Origin of the sequence: Pseudonocardia alaniniphila, assembly GCF_022524485.1 — a bacterium.
Classification (GTDB): domain Bacteria; phylum Actinomycetota; class Actinomycetes; order Mycobacteriales; family Pseudonocardiaceae; genus Pseudonocardia; species Pseudonocardia alaniniphila.
The window spans coordinates 1-19,580 of record NZ_JAKXMK010000007.1 but is presented as its reverse complement, the minus strand read 5'-3'; the positions used below and the strand labels follow the sequence as shown (position 1 = coordinate 19,580).

Annotated in this window: 17 protein-coding genes and 1 pseudogene; 9 read left to right on the top strand and 9 right to left on the bottom strand. The window is 71.2% G+C overall.

Features of this window, described 5'->3' with window-relative positions; genetic code table 11:
* Window positions 1-16: 16 nt before the first annotated feature.
* Complete coding sequence (locus MMF94_RS08560; RefSeq protein WP_241035766.1) at window positions 17-199, top strand: DUF6104 family protein; 183 nt, start codon at window positions 17-19, stop codon at window positions 197-199.
* A 56-nt stretch (window positions 200-255) separates the two neighbouring features.
* Here the strand turns inward: MMF94_RS08560 and MMF94_RS08555 are convergent, their stop codons facing one another.
* Genes MMF94_RS08555 through MMF94_RS08545 form a run of 3 tightly spaced genes read right to left on the bottom strand, consistent with a single transcriptional unit; the run spans window position 256 to window position 2,572 of the window.
* Window positions 256-789: a helix-turn-helix domain-containing protein gene (locus MMF94_RS08555; RefSeq protein ID WP_241035765.1), complete on the bottom strand. Its 534-nt coding sequence runs from the start codon at window positions 787-789 to the stop codon at window positions 256-258.
* 4 nt (window positions 790-793) lie between these two features.
* Window positions 794-2,305: a sodium:solute symporter family protein gene (locus MMF94_RS08550; protein WP_241035764.1), complete on the bottom strand. Its 1,512-nt coding sequence runs from the start codon at window positions 2,303-2,305 to the stop codon at window positions 794-796.
* Window positions 2,306-2,314: 9 nt separating this feature from the next.
* Window positions 2,315-2,572: a DUF3311 domain-containing protein gene (locus tag MMF94_RS08545; RefSeq protein WP_241035763.1), complete on the bottom strand. Its 258-nt coding sequence runs from the start codon at window positions 2,570-2,572 to the stop codon at window positions 2,315-2,317.
* A gap of 133 nt (window positions 2,573-2,705) precedes the next feature.
* On the opposite strand from MMF94_RS08545, the gene MMF94_RS08540 reads away from it, so the two are divergent.
* Window positions 2,706-4,004 (top strand): metal-dependent hydrolase family protein, encoded by a 1,299-nt coding sequence (locus MMF94_RS08540; RefSeq protein ID WP_241035762.1) that lies wholly within the window; start codon window positions 2,706-2,708, stop codon window positions 4,002-4,004.
* A gap of 23 nt (window positions 4,005-4,027) precedes the next feature.
* Window positions 4,028-5,212, top strand: coding sequence for an aminotransferase class V-fold PLP-dependent enzyme (locus MMF94_RS08535; protein WP_241035761.1), 1,185 nt, complete (start codon window positions 4,028-4,030; stop codon window positions 5,210-5,212).
* Between the two features lie 153 nt (window positions 5,213-5,365).
* On the opposite strand, the gene MMF94_RS08530 is transcribed toward MMF94_RS08535, so the two are convergent.
* On the bottom strand, window positions 5,366-6,748 hold the full coding sequence (locus tag MMF94_RS08530; protein WP_241036019.1) for an amidase: 1,383 nt from the start codon (window positions 6,746-6,748) through the stop codon (window positions 5,366-5,368).
* A gap of 497 nt (window positions 6,749-7,245) precedes the next feature.
* Here MMF94_RS08530 and MMF94_RS43725 point away from each other — a divergent pair.
* Window positions 7,246-7,623: pseudogene (locus MMF94_RS43725) on the top strand (C40 family peptidase); the annotation flags it as partial.
* Between the two features lie 1,042 nt (window positions 7,624-8,665).
* Here MMF94_RS43725 and MMF94_RS08520 read toward each other — a convergent pair.
* The 4 genes from MMF94_RS08520 to MMF94_RS08505 are packed head-to-tail and all read right to left on the bottom strand — an operon-like array spanning window position 8,666 to window position 12,373.
* On the bottom strand, window positions 8,666-9,028 hold the full coding sequence (locus MMF94_RS08520) for a hypothetical protein (protein WP_241035760.1): 363 nt from the start codon (window positions 9,026-9,028) through the stop codon (window positions 8,666-8,668).
* Complete coding sequence (locus MMF94_RS08515; protein ID WP_241035759.1) at window positions 9,025-11,796, bottom strand: FtsK/SpoIIIE domain-containing protein; 2,772 nt, start codon at window positions 11,794-11,796, stop codon at window positions 9,025-9,027. The genes MMF94_RS08520 and MMF94_RS08515 overlap by 4 nt, the downstream gene beginning before the upstream one ends.
* Before the next feature lie 6 nt (window positions 11,797-11,802).
* The gene (locus MMF94_RS08510) at window positions 11,803-12,054 is read right to left on the bottom strand and encodes a hypothetical protein (protein ID WP_241035758.1); all 252 of its coding nucleotides are present in this window, start codon (window positions 12,052-12,054) and stop codon (window positions 11,803-11,805) included.
* Window positions 12,055-12,112: 58 nt separating this feature from the next.
* Window positions 12,113-12,373, bottom strand: a complete 261-nt coding sequence (locus MMF94_RS08505) for a hypothetical protein (RefSeq protein ID WP_241035757.1) — start codon at window positions 12,371-12,373, stop codon at window positions 12,113-12,115.
* Window positions 12,374-12,551: 178 nt separating this feature from the next.
* Here MMF94_RS08505 and MMF94_RS08500 point away from each other — a divergent pair, with 178 nt between their 5' ends.
* The 5 genes from MMF94_RS08500 to MMF94_RS08480 all read left to right on the top strand — a co-directional run bounded on the left by MMF94_RS08500 (window position 12,552) and on the right by MMF94_RS08480 (window position 18,697).
* Window positions 12,552-13,880 (top strand): Nramp family divalent metal transporter, encoded by a 1,329-nt coding sequence (locus tag MMF94_RS08500; protein ID WP_241035756.1) that lies wholly within the window; start codon window positions 12,552-12,554, stop codon window positions 13,878-13,880.
* Between the two features lie 307 nt (window positions 13,881-14,187).
* On the top strand, window positions 14,188-15,378 hold the full coding sequence (locus MMF94_RS08495; protein WP_241035755.1) for an EfeM/EfeO family lipoprotein: 1,191 nt from the start codon (window positions 14,188-14,190) through the stop codon (window positions 15,376-15,378).
* A complete protein-coding gene (locus tag MMF94_RS08490; RefSeq protein WP_241035754.1) occupies window positions 15,375-16,598 on the top strand; it encodes a Dyp-type peroxidase in 1,224 nt (407 codons plus the stop codon). The genes MMF94_RS08495 and MMF94_RS08490 overlap by 4 nt, the downstream gene beginning before the upstream one ends.
* Before the next feature lie 100 nt (window positions 16,599-16,698).
* Window positions 16,699-18,285, top strand: coding sequence for a phospholipase C (locus tag MMF94_RS08485; protein WP_241036018.1), 1,587 nt, complete (start codon window positions 16,699-16,701; stop codon window positions 18,283-18,285).
* A 124-nt stretch (window positions 18,286-18,409) separates the two neighbouring features.
* Window positions 18,410-18,697, top strand: a complete 288-nt coding sequence (locus tag MMF94_RS08480) for a metalloregulator ArsR/SmtB family transcription factor (RefSeq protein ID WP_241035753.1) — start codon at window positions 18,410-18,412, stop codon at window positions 18,695-18,697.
* Between the two features lie 18 nt (window positions 18,698-18,715).
* On the opposite strand, the gene MMF94_RS08475 is transcribed toward MMF94_RS08480, so the two are convergent.
* The gene (locus tag MMF94_RS08475; protein WP_241035752.1) at window positions 18,716-19,339 is read right to left on the bottom strand and encodes a DUF5134 domain-containing protein; all 624 of its coding nucleotides are present in this window, start codon (window positions 19,337-19,339) and stop codon (window positions 18,716-18,718) included.
* Window positions 19,340-19,580: the final 241 nt, after the last annotated feature.

Here is a 19,580-nt window from a genome sequence, read left to right as displayed (position 1 = left end):
CGGAACAGGACCGAGCGTGTACTTCACCGACCGCGGCATCGAGGAGCTCTCCGAGCGCCGGGGCGAGGAGCAGATCAGCGTCGAGTGGCTGGCCGACCGGCTGCGGGCGTTCGTCGACCAGAACCCGGCGTTCGAGGACGCCGTGGAGCGGTTGGCGAGCTTCCTCGCCCGCGACGACGCCGACGACCTCGACGACTGAACCGCCGTGCGGGCCGTGGATCGCACCACGTACGATTCGCGGCCCGCGTGGCGAGGTCAGTAGCCCGGTGGAGTGACCGAGATGACGAACTCGGCGGGCTCGTCGTAGGGGTTGACGTAGCGGTGCGGGAGCCGGGAGTCGAAGTAGCAGCTGTCGCCCTCGCTGAGTGCGTGCTCGGTGCCGGCCACCTCGACCACCAGCCTGCCGGCCGTCACGAGCGCGCATTCCTCGCTGGGGTGCGACCACGGTTCCGCCGACGACGCGCCACCTGGTGAGAGCACGCCCTGCATCATCTCGAGGCGGCCGCGTCCCGGGGAGATGCGGGAGTAGGCGACGCCGCCCGGCGACTGCACCTGCATCCGGCTCTCGCGCCTCACCACGGCGACGTCCTCGGGTTCGGACTCCTCGAAGAGGCTGAACAGCGGCACGTCCAGTGCGCGGGCGATCTTGCGCACGGTGACGAGGCTGGGGTCGGCGAGCTCCCGTTCGACCTGGCTGATCAGCGCCGTGGACACCTCGGCACGGCGCGCGAGCTCGGTGACGGTGATACCGCGTGCGGTGCGCAGCGCACGGATCCGGGTGCCTATCACCGCCTCATCCTCGCAGCGGGCTGCTGCCGGCCGGCACCTCGGCCACCGGCGCCGCCTCCGGCATGCCGACGGCGATCGCCGCCCGACCCGGTGGCCGGGTCACGAGGCTCACCAGCACGGTCACCACGATGTTGAGGACGAGGGCGGGCAGCCCGATCACGGTGCCCGTCGGGCACAAAGCCAGCAGGGCGGCGTTGAGCGGTGGGAACACGATGGCGGCCGCTCCGACGACCACGCCACACAGCGCGCCGACCGCCGTGACCCGCCGCCACAGCAGCGAGAGGAACAGGGCCGGGGCGAGCTGCCCGATCGCGTTGTAGACGTTCACCATGATGTTGACCAGCGCGGTGTTCTGGGTCGTGGTGACGGCGACGGCGACAGCAGCGAGCACGACCACGCCGATCCGGCTGACCTGCAGCTGCTCCCGGTCGGTCGCGGTGCGCCGGGCCAGCGCGTAGACGTTGCGGGTGAACAGGGTGCTGCAGGTCAGGAGCAGCACCGCGGTGGGTACGAGCGCCACGAGGATGCCGGCGCCTGCGAGCAGGCCGACCAGCCAGTCGGGGGAATGCTCCCGGACGAAGATCAGGAGCGAGCCGTTGGCCTGCGACCCCTTCAGCCCGGGGTGTGTCAGCAGCGCGGCCAGCGCGATCACGATGATCAGGATGTAGAACAACGAGTACAGCGGCTGGACGATCTGGTTGCGCCGCACCGTCGCCACGTTCCTCGCGCTGAAGGACACCTGGAACGAGTGCGGCAGTACGAAGGCCCCGATGGGGGTGAGCAGCAGGAAGCTCATCCACCACCAGTCGTTGCTCGCCGTGCCCGTCGTCATCCCGGGCAGCGTCGCCGCGGCCGGGTGCTCGCGAGCGACGGCGTCGAAGATCCCGCCCCAGCCGTTCACGCCGGCCGCCTCGGCGGCGGTGAACGCGATGGCGAGGAGAACCACCAGCAGCAGGATGTCCTTGACCACGGCGCCGAACGCGGCGCTGCGCATTCCGCCCGTGAAGATGAACACGACGACGGCGAGCCCGGCGATCACGACGTACCAGGTGGCCGAGAGGCCCTGGCCGAAGAGGGTCTGCAGCACCAGTGAGAGCCCGGTCAGCTGTACCTCGGAGTAGAGCAGCAGCCCGACGATGCCGAACAACGCCAGGACCGCGCCCAGCCAGGGCGCGTCGAACCGTGCGGTGAAGTAGTCGCCTTCGGTCATCAGGCCGTGGGTCTTGCCGGCCCGCCAGATCTTGGGCACCACCCAGTAGCCGATCGCGGAGGTCAGCACCACGGTGCCCAGCACGTAGTAGCCGGCCGCACCGTCGACGTAGACGCTCTGGGACGCACCCAGCAGCGCGAAGGTCGTGAACGTTTCCCCGGCCAGGATGAACCAGAAGAGGAAGCTGCCGAAGCTGCGGCCACCGACCGCCCACTCGGCGATGTCGAGCTGCTTGCCGCGGGCGGCGAGCACGGCTCCGACCACGATCGATCCGACGCCCACCAGCAGCGCGATGAGGTACGTCATGCGTGGCTCCTACGCCTCGTCGAGGCAGCCGTGGCGAGCGTCCAACAGGTAGACGACGCCGATCGCGGCGCTCCCGATCAACACGCCCGCCACCATCCACACCAGCAGGAACGGCACATGCCCGAACGCATAGGGCACGTGCCCTGCCCACGGCACCGCGGCGATGCACCATAGGAACGGCAACACGAGGAGCAGGCGGTACCAGCGACGCCCCGGTTCCGGCACCGTGCCGGCCGTAGGTGGCGGCCCGTCCGACGTACTGGCCACGGTGGTCTCCCTCGGTCACGCGCTGGCACGCCACTGGCGGTGATCGTGAACACACTGCAACCAAGATCCGGACTTGTCAATGTGCTTGAACATCGTTGACTGAGGTTAAATCCAGCTCTACCGTCGACCCTCGATGAGCAACTTTGGGAGCGGATCCGCAGCTGTCCTCCTGCGAGCGGACCGGTTGCTGCCGCATGCGGACGCCCCCGTTCTCGAGGACGGTGCGGTGCTGGCCATGGACGGCCGGATCGCCGCGGTCGGCCCGTGGGCCGAGGTCTCCCTCCAAGCCGCGCCGGACGTCCGCCTGGTTGAGCTCGGTGACCACACACTGATGCCAGGCCTGATCGACTGCCACGTCCACCTGGCGATGGACGGAAGCGAGACGTCCACGGTCAGCGAGCTGACCGCCACCGACGCCGAACTGGCGTGCCGGATGGTCAACAGCGCCGGCCGGCTGCTGGACGCCGGAGTCACCACCGCCCGCGACCTGGGCTGTCGCGGCGCCCTGGCCACCACGATCCGCGACGCCGTGCGTGACGGCCTCGTCCCCGGCCCGCGACTGCAGGTGGCCAACGCGCCGATCACCGTCACCGCCGGGCACGCGTGGACGATGGGCGGGGAGGCCGACAGCGCGCTCGAGGTGGTGCGGGAGGTCCGGATCCGGGCAAAGCAGCGCACCGACGTCATCAAGATCATGTCCACCGGCGGGTTCATGACCGCAGGCAGCCGCCCCTGGCACGCCCGCTACACCGTCGAGGAGCTGCAGGCCTGCGTCGAGGAGGCGCATCGGCTCGGCATGCCCGTCACCACGCACGCGCTCGGGGTGGAAGGCATCCGCCGCGCCGTTGAAGCCGGGGTCGACATGATCGAGCACTGCGGCTGGGTCACCGAGAGCGGCTCCCGGTTCGACCCGGAGATCGCGCGGCGGATCGTCGAGCGCGGGATCGTCGTCTGTCCCACGATGAACACCGCATGCCTGCCCGACCCCTACTTCTGCCCGTGGGACGAGCGCGACGCCCTGATCGCGAACCTGCGTGCGATGCGGGAGGCGGGCATCGAGCTGGTTGCCGGCACGGACGCCGGCATCGGCCTCGTCCCGTTCGAGAACTACGCGGACGGGCTCGACGTGCTCGCCGACGCCGGGATGTCCACCCGCGAGATCATCGCAGCGGCCACGCACCGAGCGGCGGCGGCGTGCGGACTCGACGCGGTGACCGGGCAGCTCGCCACCGGGCTGGCAGCCGACGTCGTCGCGGTCCCCGGCGACCCCACCGAGAGCATCGACGTCCTGCACCGGCCCGCCTGCACGCTCGCGGCAGGCCGGCTGCACTGGTGCCCCGAGCGCAACCTCGCGGCGGAGCGCGAGGGACACCGGGAGGCTGCGCTCTCGGTGCGCAGGCAGCTGGTGGTCGGCTCGGGGCGGATCGGCTGAGGCCGGCAGTGGAAAGGCACGAGATGAGCAGTGTGACCGGCGGGGGAACCCTCGCGGAGACGATCCGGCACCGGTTCCCGATCTTCGAGAACCGGGTGTACCTCAACAGCTGCTCGCAGGGAGCGCTCTCGGACGCGGTGCGAGCCGCGTACGGCGATTACCTGGCCGGGCTCGAGGCCGAGGGGTCGCTGTGGAGCCACTGGGTCGAGCGCAGCGAGCAGGCACGCAGCGCGTTCGCCCGGGTGCTGCACGCCGACCCGAACAGCATTGCGGTCACGGCCTCGGCCTCAGCAGGCGTCAGCGCGTTGGCGTCGGCGCTCGACTTCGGCGAGCGCGACACCGTGGTCACCACCGAGCTCGAGTTCCCGACGATCGGGCAGATCTGGCACGCCCAGGAGCGGCGGGGCGCGCGGGTGGTGCACGTTTCCGCGGAGGGCGACAACACGCTCTCGCTCGACCGGTTCGCGGAGGTGATCGACGAGCGCACGGCGATCGTGTCGATCACGCACGTCTGCTATCTCAACGGAAGCCTGCTGGACGTCGAGGCGATCACGCGGCTCGCCCACGAACGCGGCGCGCTCGTCCTGCTGGACACCTACCAGTCCGTGGGCGCGGTACCGATCGACGTCGGCGCGCTGGGCGTCGACTTCGTGACCGGGGGCGCGCTGAAGTACCTGCTCGGCTCGCCCGGGATCGGGTTCCTCTACGCGAACCCCGCGACCACCGCTGACGTCGTCCCGACCTCGACGGGGTGGTTCGCGGACGAGGACATCTTCGCGATGCGCGTCGACCGCTACCGCCCGGCGGCGAACGCGCGGCGGTTCGAGGCGGGTACGCCGCCGATCCCCTCGGTGTACGCGGCCATCGCGGGAGTCGAGCTGATGCTGGAGATCGGCATCGAGGCGACCGCCGCGCACGTCCGCGGGCTCAACGACCGGCTGATCGACGAGGTCGTCGCCATGGGCGGTGTGGTCGCCACACCGAAGGACCCGGCCCGCCGCGGCCCGATGGTTGCGATTGCGTCCACGGATGTCGAGCAGCTCGTGGCGCGGCTGGAGAACGACGGCATCGTCACCTCGTCGCGCGCCGGCAACCTACGGGTCTCGCCGCATTGCTACAACACGGCCGGGGACCTGGAGACGCTGCTCGCCGCCCTGCACGCCCACCGCGACCTGCTACGCCTGACGCCCGCGAGTCGCCCGGCCTGAGTGCGCGAGCCGCCCGGTTCGCGGGCGAAGGTCGCGCGGCTCCGAGAGGGCGTTCGGCCTCGACAACGCCGTTTCTCAGCCTGAGATGTCCGCTCCCCGACCCTCCGGGTCGCGGAACCGTGACGCGCGGTTCCGCGACCCGGTAATAAAGCGTCAGGCGGCGGGAACGGCGAGCGCGGGCCGGACCAGCCCGTGACCCGTGGCCTGCTCGAACGCCCGCCCGATCCGCAGCAGCCCCGCCTCTCCCCGGTAGGGACCGACCATCTGCACGCCGACGGGCAGACCGCCCGGCGTGAACCCCGCGGGCACGGACAGCGCCGGGCAGCCCGTCACCGAGATCAGGTAGGCCGAGCCCATCCACTCGAGGTAGTCGCGCATCGGCACGCCTGCCACCTCCGTGGGGTACTCCGACTCGACCGGGAACGGCGGCACCTGGCTCACCGGTGCGAGCAGCACGTCGTAGCGGTCGAAGAACTCCCGCATGCGCTCGTGGAGCGCCGCCTGGACGGCGTGGGCACGGCTGACGTCCGGACCGGTGAGCCCCCGACCGATGAGGATGTTCTCGCGAAGCGTCGCCTTGAGGGAGTCGGGATGCTCGTCGAGCAACGCCGAGAAACCGAGCTCGAACAGCCACGCCCGCAACGTCCGGAACGCCTCGTCGGCGCCGGTGAGATCAGGGCAGGCGGGTTCGACCGCGCAACCGAGCCCCTCGAACACACTTGCGGTCTTCTCGATCACGGCGCGGACGTCCGGATCCACCGGCACCCTCCCACCGAGGTCGGGCGCCAGGGCCACGCGCAGGCCACGGACGTCGGTGGGCGGCTCGGCGGCGAACTCCGATCCGGGAGTGTCGAGGGCCGAGCGGTCGCGCGGGTCCGGTCCGGCCAGCACGCTGAGCAGGAGCCCCACGTCGGAGACCGTGCGGGCCATCGGCCCCGTCACCGAGAGGCTCGACCACGGCGCCGCGGTCGGCCACACCGGCACACGTCCGGGTGAGGGGCGCAGCCCGACCACGTTGCAGAACGAGGCCGGATTGCGCAACGACCCGCCCATGTCGCTGCCGTCGGCGAGCACATGCATCCCGCAGGCGAGCGCCGCCGCGGCGCCGCCGCTGCTCCCACCGGCCGATCGCCCCAGGTCATAGGGGTTGTGCGTCGCTCCGAAGACGGGGTTGACGGTGTGGCTCCCTGCGGCGAACTCCGGAACGTTCGTCTTGCCGATCGTGATCGCACCCGCGGACCGGATCCGCTCCACCACCAGGGCGTCGCGCGCGGGCACGTTGTCGGCCAGCAGCGGTGACCCGTACGTGGTGCGGATCCCAGCGGTGTCGTGGGTGTCCTTGTGCGCGATGGGCAGGCCGTGCAGCGGCCCGATCTCCTCGCCGTGGACCAGCCGCTCGTCAGCGGCCGCGGCCTCCTCGGCTGCGCGGTCGGCGACGAGCGTGACGACCGCATTGACCTCGGGGTTGCAGCGCTCGATCTGTGCGAGGTGCGCCGCGAGCACCTCACGGGCCGACACTTCCTTGGCCCTCAGCATCCTGGCGATTTCGCGCGCGTCGGTGAAGATCACGGCTCCATGGTCCTCCTTTCGCGCCGGTGACGGCCGGGCGAACGCCCGGGTGGTTCGTCCCGCTCGTCTAGCGTCCGGATGCGACGAGAGGCACGATCGGGCTACCTACCGGGCGAGGAGGTGCCGACGTGACGAACGAGCGCCACCGCATTCCCCGGTGGCCCGCGGTCGCCGTCGCCGTCCTCGCGTTGGTCGGTGTCGTCCTGGTGACTCTCCCGGCCCAGGACGTCGACGCAGCCCCGGCAGCGGCCGAGGAGGTCGTGCCGGAGCAGGTCACCGCACCGGTGCGGCCCGCATCCTTCGGCCGGAAGCTCGGCGGGGCCAACCCCGGCCGCACGGGCCCGATCGTTCTCGGCCTGACGATCGCCGACCTGGGCGATCCGGCGACCCTCGCCGTGCCCACCGCAGCACTGCCGCCCCCGGCCCGCATTCCTGACGTACCGAGGATCACCACCACGGCCAAGCCCGGCACCGCGGCTGCGGTCGCGATCGCCTTCGCGATGGTGCAACGCGGTCTGCCCTACGTATGGGGCGGGGACGGACCGCTCTCCGGCGAGGCGGGTTTCGACTGTTCGGGGCTCACCACGGCCGCCTACGACTGGGCAGGCATCTCCCTGCCCCGCACCGCGCACACGCAGTACTACGCCGGCCCGCACGTGCCGGCGGACGCGCCGCTGGAGCCGGGTGACCTGGTGTTCTACGGAGTGCCGGAGCGCGTGCACCACGTCGGGCTCTACCTCGGCAACGGCCGGATGATCAACGCCCCGACCTTCGGCAAGCCGGTCCGCACGGCCTTCGTGCGCTATCCGGGGGACGACTACCTCGGCGCCACCCGTCCTGCCGCGGGCCGTGACGCGCCCGGGCTGCTGGAGGCGCCGGACCTCCCGTTCGACGTCCCGCCCGAGCCCGCACCGGACGCGCCTCCCGGCCCCGCCGAGTTCCCCGCCCCACCCGCACCGGACGACGTCCCGGTGACTCCCGCGCCCGGCACACAGGCGCCCGCTCCGTCCAGCGTCGTCGCCGCCCCGGCCCCGGACGCCCCGACATCCGCTGCTGCCCCGGACGGTTCCGTGTCGCAGGCGCCGCCGACCGGTCCGGCCGCGGAGCAGGGCACAGCCGGCCCCGCGACGACGTCCGGGAGTGCCGCCCCGCCGGCAGGCGATGCGTCGACCACGACCGGGCAGGCCGCCGACCCACAAACGGGCGGTGGAACGACCACGCCGCCGGAATCCACGGCGCCGGCAACCGGCGACCGCGCAGGCAGCGCACCGGCGCAGGCCACCACCACACCACCCGCGAGCAGCCCGAGCGCCGCGCCCGAGGAGTCGGACGTCCGAGCCACCACGCCACCGGCGAGCAGCGCACCGGCGCAGGCCACGACCGCTCCGCCGACGCGCGCACCGCGTGCCGACGCCTCGACCACCCGGCCGCGCGAGACCGCCGACCGCACCACCACCCCGCCACCCACCAGCACACCGGCGCAGGCCACCACGCCGCCCGGTGACGACGACACCGCCGGGGCCGCCGACACTCTCCCGCCCAACACCGTCGGCCTGCCGGACGGCACGACGCTGGATCTCGTCGCCGCGAAGGCGGGAGGGCCGGTGGCCGCGCCGACGGGGGCAGGGACGGCGTCGGTGACGCGCACCGGCGGCACCACCGCGATCACGCTGCCTCAGGCCGCGGGCACGGTCGGCCTTTCCCGCGGCGGCACGATCCAGCTCACCGACGCCTCGGGTGACCCCTCGGAGTTCGAGGTCCAGGCAAAGCGGACGGTCGACGCCGACACCGCCGCCAGGCTCGTCGCCTCGGGCGACAACCGCCTCGTGCTGCTGCAATCCGTCGACGACGGCGAAGTGCTGGTGATCCTCGCGAGCTGAGAGCTCAGCGCAGGGGAGGTAGGCCGAAGCGGCGGCGCCGGACCGCGTCGAGCAGATCGGCGGAACGCCGCTCGAGTTCGGCGTCGAACCGGTCGAGATCGGCCGGGTCGGCGTCCGGGTCGGGGCCCGGGCGTGGCCGCAGCTTCATCCACGACTCCATCCACAACGCCTCGAGCGCCGCCTCCCAGTGCAGCTCCACCGCGAACCTGGTCAGCGCGGCACGCTCCCCCGCCCCCAGCATCTCGGTGTGAAGGCGGATGCGTTCCCGGGCCAGATCCGTTGCCCGCCCCCGGTCCCGCTCGTGCAGGGCCGCCGCGGCGGCGGTGATCCCGGCGACGACCTCCTTGTACTCGCGAGCGGCGCTCACTCGGCCTCCGGAAGGGACGGGACGATGACCACCTCGGGCGCAGCGTGCTGGGCGCGGTCGAAGAACAGCCCACGGCCGGGCCGGGGTGACCAGTTGACCAGCATCCCGGGGACGAGGGCCTGTACCTCGGAACCCTGGACGTCGAGCGCCACCCACGCCCCGAGGTCGTCGACGGACGCGCTCATCATCAGCAGCGCCCGCAACCGCTGCACGCTGCGCCACCACCCCAGCACGTGCACACCGGTCTCCGGCCCGAAGCGCATCAGCTTGCGCATCGCCTCGGTGCCCTCCCGTTCCAGCACGGTGTCGGCCGCGTCGGCGCCGTAGAGCACCAGCACGACGGGACGGCCGGGTGCCGGGCCGCTCAGCCGATCGGTGACGCCCTTCGCGAGCTCCTCGACCCGAGCGCGCACGCCGTCGAGACCGACGATCTCGACGGGCGTGCCGGTGGCGGCGATCCGGTCGGCCAACCGGGCTGCCGGCTCCGCCGCCTCCGCGACCAGCGGGGCCACCACGACGTCCACCCCGCCCGCCGGGTACTGCCCCGCCAGCGAGGCCGCCGCCGCCCCGAGCACCCGCACCGCCTCGCGTCCGACGGCCGCGAGTACGCCCAGGTTGCGGCCCGGTGCGTCCGGCAGCCCGACCGCGGCCGCGCTGCCGGCGACGTCGATGTTCTGCCCGACGAGTGCACGGGGAACGCCGTCGCGCGGGAGCCCCGCCGCGAGGTCGTTGAACCGCGGCGAGCTGCTCCCGTCGAACAGACGCGGCTGCGGGCGGCCCTCGGCGTACCGCTCGTGCAGCACGCGCTGCACCGCTCCGACGCTCGACGTGGCGGCCTCGTCGCCCGAAGCGCCCTGCCCGGAGGCGTCGGGGAGCCGGACGATCTCGTTGCCGTGCTTGATCCCGGACTCGTGGTTGATCACCGCGTGCCAGCGCGGCAAGTCGAGGCTGGCGTCGTTGAGTTCGGCGAGCACCCGGCGGGCCCGCGGCAGGGCGATCCGCAGCACGAACTGCTCGAAGATCGCGGGGCGGCCCCAGAACGCCTCGATGCCCGACACGTCCTGGCTCGCCAGCACCAGATGGATCCCCTGAGATCGCCCACGCCGGGCGACGTCCTCCAGCAGGAGCGTCGCCGCCCGCGTCACGGCATCGCGCTCGGCGAACAGGTACTGGAACTCGTCGATCACGGCGACGATCCGCGGCCAACGCCCCTCGGGATCGGCCGCGCGCAGCTCCTCCAGCTTGGTGACCTCGTACGCCTTCGCGGCTTCAGCACGGCGGCGCATCTCGTCGGCGAGGAACTGCAGCAACGCCAGACCGAACTCGCGGTCGGTGTTGATGTTGACGCCGACGAGCCGGGCGTGCGGCAGCCAGGTGCGGTCGCGCCGACCGGGCGCGAACTGGGCGAAGGACACGCCCTCCTTGAAGTCGAGCAGGTAGAACTCCAGCTCGTCAGGGTCGTACCGGGTAGCGAGCGCGCTGATCATCGTGAGCAGCAGGTTCGTCTTGCCCGAGCCGCTCGGACCGCCGATCAGCGCGTGCGGCGAGGCGTCGGCGAGCGCGATCTCCACGGGCAGCCCGTCGGCGAACCCGACCGGCGCGTGCAGGCTCGACACCGAGCGGACCTTCCCCCACTGCGCGGGCCGCGGAAGCACGTCGGCGAAGGTGCCGATCCGGCTGCGCCAGCTCTCGTAGGCGTCGGCGATGGCGTGACTCGCGCGCGTGACCTCGGCAGGCGGCAGCGGCGGCTCCAGATCCACGGTGACGTGCGGCCCCGTCATCGACGACACCGCCGTGCCGGCGTCGTCCACGCGCACGCTCTCGACGGGCGCGTTGATCGTCATCGGCACGTCGAGCAGCACCAGCTGCACTCCGCAGGCGAGCCCGCCACGGGCCACACGCTGCAGCTGGCGGTGCTCGTCGTCCTTCAGCGGTGCCCGGTTGCCGACGAGCACCGCGACGATCCAGGGCTCGTTGCGCGCGCCCGTCGACTCGGCGAGGGCCCGCAGCGAGGGGTGACCGTCGACGAGCAGACGGGTGTGCACCCGCCGGATGCGGTCGGAGAGCTCGTCGAGCAGCTGCGGCAGCATGGCCGGGTCGTGCACCGTGAGCAGTCCGGTGCGGGTCAGCGGGTACAGCCCCGGCAGGGCGCCGGTGAACTGCCCGACGTCCCAGACGTGCAGCTGAACGATCCCGGGCCGGAAGTAGCTCATGACGCGCAGCAGCAGGCCCTCGACCAGCGCCTCCGCTCGCGCACGGCCCTCATGGCCGGAGCTGACCTGCAGGTGCGACTCGTCGAGCAGCGGAACCGCCACGGGGAAGTCGACGGGCGCCGCGTCCTCGATCCGGCCGGTACCGATCGACCACAGGGAGGGCACCGGCCCCGAGCCGTCCACCGCACCGACCCGGGCGAGCCAGTGCTCGGGCGCGAGACCGGCCGCACCGGGCGCGGCCTCCTGGAGGATGTCGGCGAGCCGCCGCGGCCCGTCCTCGAGCCACCCGGCGAACGCCTCCCTGCGGTCGGCCCGGACACGTTCCAGGGGTCCGGACAAAGCGGGGTTGGTGAGCAGCGGTCGCATCCCCGCGTCGGCTTGCACGGCGTCGAGGCCGTCGGTGCGCAGCCACATCTCCACGATGGCCTCGGCGTGCGCCCGGATGGTGGAGTCGCGACGGCCCTCAGCCGCGCCGAGTGCAGCCGCCACCGCCTCGCACAGCGCGTCGAAGGCCTCGGTGATCCGCTGCTGGCGCCGGTTCAGCCCACGTGCCACGCCGGCCTACAGCCGTGCGTCGATGTCGGCGACGACCGCAGCACCCGTGGAGATCAGCCCGAGCCCGCGCTCCAGCTCGTCGGCAGCGCGCCGGAGCTCGTCGGGGACCAACGGCTCGGAGTGCTGCTCACCGAGTTCCGAGAGCACAGCGACGGCGTCGGCGATCCGGGTGCGTGCGATGCCTGCCTGCTCGTAGGCGCTCGTCATCTGCGCAGCCACGCCTGCCAGGGCGGCACGGATCTCGCCGAGCTCACTCATCGCGATCGGCCCCGATGTCGGGCGTCATCTCGTTCACGGCGTTCTACTCACGGCATCGTCACAGACGGTTCGCAACGCCCTCGGAGGCCTGGATCGCTGCGTGAACTGCTTGCTGCACGTCGCTGATGCTGCCGACGGCCTGGGCCAGCAGCCCGTTCGCCTCCGACACATCGGCCTGCGCGCTGCCCTCGGTGACCCGCAGCAGCGCGCCTTGTGCCTGTTCCAGCGAGGAATGCGCCTGTTGCAGTGCACCGAGACTCTCCGAGGCCTTGTCGTTGGCCAGCGCAATGCCGGCTCGGACCTCTTCGATGCTCGCCATGACCGCACTCCCCGTCGTGCCTGTACTGCTTGTACACCGAGAAATCTAGTCGCGCGGCCGCTACCGGGCGCGTGCGGGCTGTGACCGGTCTCGGCCCTGGTCGCGATCGCTTCGGACCCGTACGGTCGTCCCAAAACCTCCTGACGAGAAGTTCCGGCATGGAGAGGGCGAGACGCGCATGGCATCCGACATCGCCACAACGACGACGCCGCCTACTGGATTCGGGGCCAGGGTCAAACAGGTCGGACCGGGTCTGCTCGCAGCGGCCACAGGTGTCGGTGCCGGTGATCTGGTGGCCACGATGGTGGCAGGCGCCCGCTTCGGCACGGTACTGCTCTGGGCCGCCGTCCTGGGGGCGGCGCTGAAGCTCGCGCTCGGAGAGGGTGTGGGCCGCTGGAACCTCGCCTCGGGAGCAACCCTGCTCGACGGCTGGCGGCGCCTCGGGTACTGGGCCACCGTCTTCTTCGGCATCTACATCGTCATCTGGGGCTTCGTCTACGGCGCCACGGCGATGTCCGCGGTCGGCCTGCCGCTCAACGCCCTGTTCGGTGGGCTGTCGGTGCGGTACTGGGCGATGATCGCCGGTGTCGTCGGCCTCGTTCTCGTGTGGGCGCAGCGCTACCACGTCTTCGAGAAGTTCATGACCGTCCTCGTCCTGATCAAGTTCGTCTCCGTGGTGTCGATCGCCTTCCTCGTCTCCCCCGACCTGGGCGAGCTCGCGAACGGGCTGGTCCCCCGCCTTCCCGAGGGCTCGCTGATCTACGTGCTCGGCCTCATCGGCGGGGTCGGCGGCACGATCACGATGGCGGCCTACGGCTACTGGATGATCGCGAAGGGCTGGAAGGGCACCGGCTGGCTCGCGACGATGCGGCTGGACAACGCGATCGGCTACATCATGACGGCGATCTTCGTGATCGCCATGCTCATCGTGGGAGCGGAGATCCTGCTCGGCCAGGATCTCACCGAGAGCGACACGGGGCTGCTCACCCTCGGCACGGAACTCGGCGCCCGGTACGGCGAGTGGGCGCGGATCCTGTTCCTCGTCGGCTTCCTGGCCGTCACCAGCACGTCGCTGCTGGGCACGTGGAACGGGGTCAGCCTGCTGTTCACCGACTGGACGCGCACGATCCGGCTGCCACACGGGGCGAAGGCCCGGATCGGCGCGAGCGCGGACTCTCCCGGCGCGGCCGCCGCCAGTGTCACCTCCACGGGCTACCAGGCCGCCGCGGCCGAGAAGAGCCTCCCGTTCCGCGCGTACCTGCTCTGGCTCACCCTGCCGCCGATGGCGCTGCTGTTCTTCGACCGGCCCTTCACCCTGACGCTGGTCTACGGCGTGATGGGGGCCGCCTTCATGCCGTTCCTCGGCGTCACCCTGATCCTGCTGCTCAACTCGAAGCTCGTCACCCCTGAGGGCCGCTCCGGATGGCTGTCGAACATCATGCTCACCGCAGCGTCAGCGCTGTTCTTCGTACTTCTGGTGATGGACCTGGTGAACCGCTTCGGATGACGACAGAAAAAGCGGAGTAAATACTCGATACGGACGAAATACCATATTGCAGGCAATCGCACCGTAGATCGCCAACCCTCGCCGACATTCAGTCGAATGATTGATGAACTCACAGGGAAAGCGGCTTATTCTCTCCGTTTTCCCGCTCTTTTCCGTTCCATACTGCTCTCGTCGGACCGAACGAGTAGCAGGAGAACGACCGTGCCCGCCTCACGAGAGGCCCGCTGGACACTCGGCGGGTTCGCTTCGCGCACTCTTCCGTTCCATACCGCTCTCGCCGCACCGAACGCGTAGCAGGGCAGAGACGGTGCCTGCCTCACGAGAGGCCCGCTGGCCACTCGCCGGGCTCGCAGTGGTCGCACTCGTCGTGACCGGGGCAGCCACGCTGTGGCCCGCACCCTCCGCCTCGCCTGCCCAGCCTCCGACGTCCGATCCGGTGGTCTCCGTGTCGCGGTCGTCGTGCGGCCGGGACTGGACCCGTCCCCGGCCGGGGCCGCAGACGTTCCAGGTGCACAACACCGGCGCGGTCACGACCACCGTCGACCTGATCGAACCGGCCACGGGCGCGGTCGTCGGCGAGGTCGAGGGGGTCGGTTCCGGCACCACCCGGGCCCTGCCGGTGAGCCTCGGCGACGGCGAGTACGCCTTCCGCTGCATCCCGGACGAGGCCGACGCCGTGGTGGGACCGACGGTCCGGATCAGCGGGAGCGGCCTGCCGTCGAACCCTGCCGTCGTGCCGGTGACGCAAGAGGACCTCTACGGCCCCACGAAGGCCTACGAGACGCGGGTTCTGACCGGGATCGACGCGCTCGTCCGCGACTCCGGCCGGCTCGCCGCAGCTGTGCGCCGCGGGGATCGCGAAGCGAGCGAGACGGCCTGGCTGACGGCCCACCTGTCCTACGAACGTCTCGGTGCCGCCTACGGCGCCTTCGACGACGCCGCCACAGCGATCGACGGCACCGCCGCCGGTCTCGCGGGCGGCACGGCGGATCCCGGGTTCACCGGCTTCCACCGCCTCGAGTTCGGGCTCTGGCACGACGAACCGATGGGCGCGCTGGCCGCGGTGGCCGACCGGCTCGACGCCGACGTACGCGACCTCCAGCAGACCTTTCCCGCCGCGCAGATCGATCCGAACGACATGGCGCTGCGTGCCCACGAGATCATGGAGGACGCGCTCCAGTTCGAGGTCACCGGCCGCACCGACTACGGCAGCGGCACCAGCCTCGCCACCACCCTCGCCAACATCGAGGGCACCCGGACCGTGCTGGACGTACTGCGGCCCGTGCTCCAGCCGCGGATGCCCGCGCTCCCCACAGTGGACTCGTGGCTGGACCGCGCCACCGCGGCCGTGCAGGCCGCCCGCCGTCCCGACGGGACCTGGACGCCGGTCGGCGCGCTCGACCGCGGCGAGCGGGAGAAGATCGACGGCACGATCGCGGAGCTGACCGAACAGCTCGCACCGATCGCCGACATCCTCGCGCCGAGGCGCGTCTCGTGAGCGCGGGGCTGCCGCGCCGCTCGTTCCTGCGCCGGGCGCTGGTCGGGGCCGGGTTCACGGCTGCCGCCGTGGCCGGAGGCGGAGTGGCCGCAGCCGCCGATGGCGGCAGCGGGACCCCAGCGGTGCCGTTCCACGGCCCCCGTCAGGCGGCGATCCTGCGTCCGCCTGCCGACGCGGGAACCGTCGCGGCGTTCGACGTCATCGCCGCGAACCGCGCCGAGCTGACCGACCTGCTGCGCGCCGTCACCGATCGGGCCCGGTTCCTGACCGCGGGCGGCGACCCGCCTGCAGTGGGCATCACGGCACCCCCGCCGGACTCCGGCGTGCTCGGACCGGTGGTGCCACCCGGCGACCTGGCCGTGATCGTCGGTGTCGGGGCGTCGCTCTTCGACGACCGCTTCGGGCTCGCCGCCGGCAAGCCTGCGCGGCTGACGACGATGCCGACGTTCCCCAACGACGCGCTCGACCAGGCCCAGTGCCACGGCGACCTGAGCCTGACGCTCTCGGCGTCCTCGCGCGACACGGTGGCGCACGCCCTGCGCGACATCGCCCGCGCCACCCGCGGGGGCATGCAGCTGCGCTGGCGCGTCGACGGATTCACCTCGCCGCCCCGCCCGTCCGGCACCCCCCGCAACCTCATGGGTTTCAAGGACGGCATCGCGAACCCCGACGTGGAGGACGCGGCCGAGATGGACCGGCTGGTGTGGGTGGGCAGTGGGCAACCGCGCGAGCCGGCCTGGACCGCCGGCGGCAGCTATCAGGTGGTCCGCGTGATCCGCATGCTCGTGGAGTTCTGGGATCGCGTGTCGCTGGGCGAGCAGGAGAACATGTTCGGCCGCCGTCGCGACACCGGCGCCCCGCTCGACGGCGCGGCGGAGACCGACATCCCCAAGTACGCGGACGATCCGGTGGGCACCGTGATCCCGTTGACGAGCCATATCCGCCGGGCGAACCCACGCACGCAGGAAACCGATGCGAGCCGAATACTGCGCCGCGCGACGAACTACGACCGCGGAATCGACAGCAACGGGAACCTCGACATGGGCCTGGTCTTCTCCTGTTACCAGCAGGATCTCCGGCGCCAGTTCGAGGCCGTGCAGGAAAGGCTGGCTGACGAACCTCTCGTCGACTACATCTCGCCGTTCGGCGGTGGCTATTTCTTCGCGTTGCCCGGCGTGACCGGCCCGACGGATCACTACGGCCGTGCATTGCTCGCCTGATTCTCCCCTCAGGAGAATTCTCGAAACAGGAGGACAAGTGGGAAGCAGAGCCAGTAGGTGGCGCCTACAGCGTTCACTACTCGCTGCGTGCGCGCTGGCCATGGTCACCGTGCTCGCCGCGTGCGGCGGGACCACGGCGAACGCCAATGACACGCCACCACCGGCCGGCGACCACGGCGATCAGCACGACACGGCCACCCCGATCAAGCACGTCGTGGTGATCTTCGGTGAGAACATCTCGTTCGACCACTACTTCGGCACCTACCCCCATGCCACCAACGCCGACGGCACTCCTTTCACGGCCGACGAGAAAACCCCGAAGGTCGACGAGCTCACACCCGATCTCCTGGAGCACAACCCCAACGCCTACAACCCGCAGCGCCTCTCGCCGTCGCAGGCTCTGACCTGCGACCAGAACCACGGGTACGACGCCGAGCAAGCGGCGTTCGACGGCGGGAAGATGGATCAGTTCGTCGAGAAGACCGAGGCCGACAAGTGCACGGGCCAGCCGATCCTGTTCGGCCAGCCGGGCCTGGTGATGGACTACTACGACGGCAACACCGTCACCGCGATGTGGAACTACGCGCAGCACTACGCGATGAGCGACAACTCGTACAACACGACGTTCGGTCCGTCCACGCCCGGGGCGATCAACCTCATCTCCGGCCAGACGCACGGGACGCACGCGGTCACGTCGGTGACGCACGACCCGGCGTCGGACTCCTTCGTCAATTCCCCGGACGCGAAGGGGGTCGGCACCGTGACCACCGATCCCGACCCGGCGTACGACGACTGCTCCGACAAGAACCACACGGCCACCGACAACCTCGCGTTCCAGGACGGCAAGAACATCGGTGACCTGCTGAACGACAAGGGCGTCACCTGGGGCTGGTTCCAGGGCGGCTTCCGCCCCACCGGCAACGCCAACGGGTTCGCGGTGTGCGGCCAGTCGCACCAGAACGTCGGGGGCGTCAGCGTCACCGACTACAGCCCGCACCATGAGCCGTTCCAGTACTACGAGTCGACGGCCAACCCGAAGCACCTCCCGCCGTCCTCCGTGGATGCGATCGGGCGGACCGACCAGGCCAACCACCAGTACGACACGGCCGACTTCGACGACGCGCTGAAGGCGGGCAGCATGCCGGCGGTCAGCTTCCTGAAGGCCCCGGCCTACGAGGACGGGCATGCTGCCAACTCCGACCCGATCGACGAGCAGCGGTTCGTCGTGGAGGAGGTCAACAAGATCCAGCGGTCGCCGGAGTGGAACTCGACCGCCATCGTGCTGGCCTACGACGACTCCGACGGCTGGTACGACCACGCCCACGCCGTCGTCAGCGGCTCGAACGACCCGGGGCAGGACTCGGAAATCTGCACCGCGGCGGCGGCAGGGCCGGGTGGGTACGCCGACCGCTGTGGTTACGGCCCGCGGCTCCCGCTCGAGGTGATCTCGCCCTTCAGCAAGGTGAACTTCGTCGACCACACCCGCACCGACCAGACCTCGATCCTGAAGTTCATCGAGGACAACTGGTCGACGGGCCGGATCGGTGACTCCTCGTACGACGACCGCGCAGGCGACCTGTCGAACATGTTCGACTTCACGGGCCAGGACAGGGCACGCCCGTTGACGCTCGACGCGGCCACCGGCGCGGTGGTGGCCGACAAACAGAGCACGGGCAGCGGGGGCTGACCCGTCCGACCAGGGCGGCCACCGCGCCGCCCGTCCAGGACCGGCCCGGGCGTACCCCCCTCGCGCCCGGGCTGGTCCGCCTTCGTCAGTCGACGGTCACGTACGGGAGCAGTTGCGGATTCTCATGTCGAACGCCGTTTTCGAGGCACTCGCCGACTCCACCCGGCGACGCATCCTCGAGTTGGTCGCCTCCGGCGAGCGCACGGCAGGCGAACTGGCCGCTGAGTTCTCGACGTCGCGGCCCGCGGTGTCCCGCCACCTTCGGGTGCTGCGGGACGCGGGACTCGTCGTCTGGCGGGGTGAGGCCCAGCGGCGGCTGTACCGGCTCGACATCACACCGCTGGCCGAGGCGGGCGCGTGGATCGAGCGCACCCGCAGCAACTGGTCCGACCGCCTCGACGCCGTCGAGTGACACCTCGACGAGCAGGGCTCACACCATCGTCAGGAGCATGGCCGACATCGACACGGCCAGCACCAGGTGCCCCGCAGCGGCGGTCTGCGGAGTGCGGAGCGACCAGACAGGACGCACGGCGACGGATGCGCCGGATGTCGCGTTCCCGACCGTGACGGAGGGCGGCTGGTCGGCGCACTCCGTCCGCCGGCACCGATCGGCACATCGGAGCGTGTGCCAGCCGAAATACCCGGCCAATGCGATGGCGACCGCCGAAGCGATGACGACCACGGAGCCCGAGCCGTGAGATGCGCCTCCCATGCCGGCCATGTGCCCTCCTGCCGAGGAGGCGCTCCCGTGCTCGACGGCGAGCATGAACAGCATCGCCACACTGCCCACGACATGGTGCCCGCGCTCGCCGCCGAGGCCGCCGGAACGCACCACGAGCAGGGCGAACCAGGTGGCGATGACCACGAACACCATGGTCCAGACCGGTTCCGGCACCGGGTTGCCGAACGGCGACGCCATGGCCGCCATGCCCAGCGCCATCGCCACGTGGGAGGCCTCGCCGACGACGTCGCGCCGCACCACGGCGAGCCGCACGGCGTGCAGCACACCGACAGCGAGGCAGGCCATCGCCAGCACTCCGGAACCCCACCCCATGCGCGTTCTCCTGCCGTCGGCAGCGCACCCGATCGAGGCATGACGTTAGGTGAGGAACGGCCTGCCGATCTATACCGTCCAGGGGTAGGGGGCACCCGGAAGCGGTATGCGACGAGGTGGTGACGACCCGGAACGGGTCTTGCGACAGGCCCCTTCGGCGTTCGAAGGTGTCCACTTCCCCTCATGGGCGAGTACGGCGGAGGTTGGGCGATGACGGACTCCCGTGTGGTCCGCGCGGCAC

Coding starts and splice junctions, on each gene's coding strand:
- MMF94_RS08485 (WP_241036018.1), top strand. CDS start 16,699: ATGGTCACCGTGCTCGCCGCGTGCGGCGGGACCACGGCGAACGCCAAT.
- MMF94_RS08535 (WP_241035761.1), top strand. CDS start 4,028: ATGAGCAGTGTGACCGGCGGGGGAACCCTCGCGGAGACGATCCGGCAC.
- MMF94_RS08510 (WP_241035758.1), bottom strand. CDS start 12,054: ATGAGTGAGCTCGGCGAGATCCGTGCCGCCCTGGCAGGCGTGGCTGCG.
- MMF94_RS08480 (WP_241035753.1), top strand. CDS start 18,410: ATGTCGAACGCCGTTTTCGAGGCACTCGCCGACTCCACCCGGCGACGC.
- MMF94_RS08540 (WP_241035762.1), top strand. CDS start 2,706: ATGAGCAACTTTGGGAGCGGATCCGCAGCTGTCCTCCTGCGAGCGGAC.
- MMF94_RS08550 (WP_241035764.1), bottom strand. CDS start 2,305: ATGACGTACCTCATCGCGCTGCTGGTGGGCGTCGGATCGATCGTGGTC.
- MMF94_RS08505 (WP_241035757.1), bottom strand. CDS start 12,373: ATGGCGAGCATCGAAGAGGTCCGAGCCGGCATTGCGCTGGCCAACGAC.
- MMF94_RS08530 (WP_241036019.1), bottom strand. CDS start 6,748: ATGCTGAGGGCCAAGGAAGTGTCGGCCCGTGAGGTGCTCGCGGCGCAC.
- MMF94_RS08500 (WP_241035756.1), top strand. CDS start 12,552: ATGGCATCCGACATCGCCACAACGACGACGCCGCCTACTGGATTCGGG.
- MMF94_RS08475 (WP_241035752.1), bottom strand. CDS start 19,339: ATGGGGTGGGGTTCCGGAGTGCTGGCGATGGCCTGCCTCGCTGTCGGT.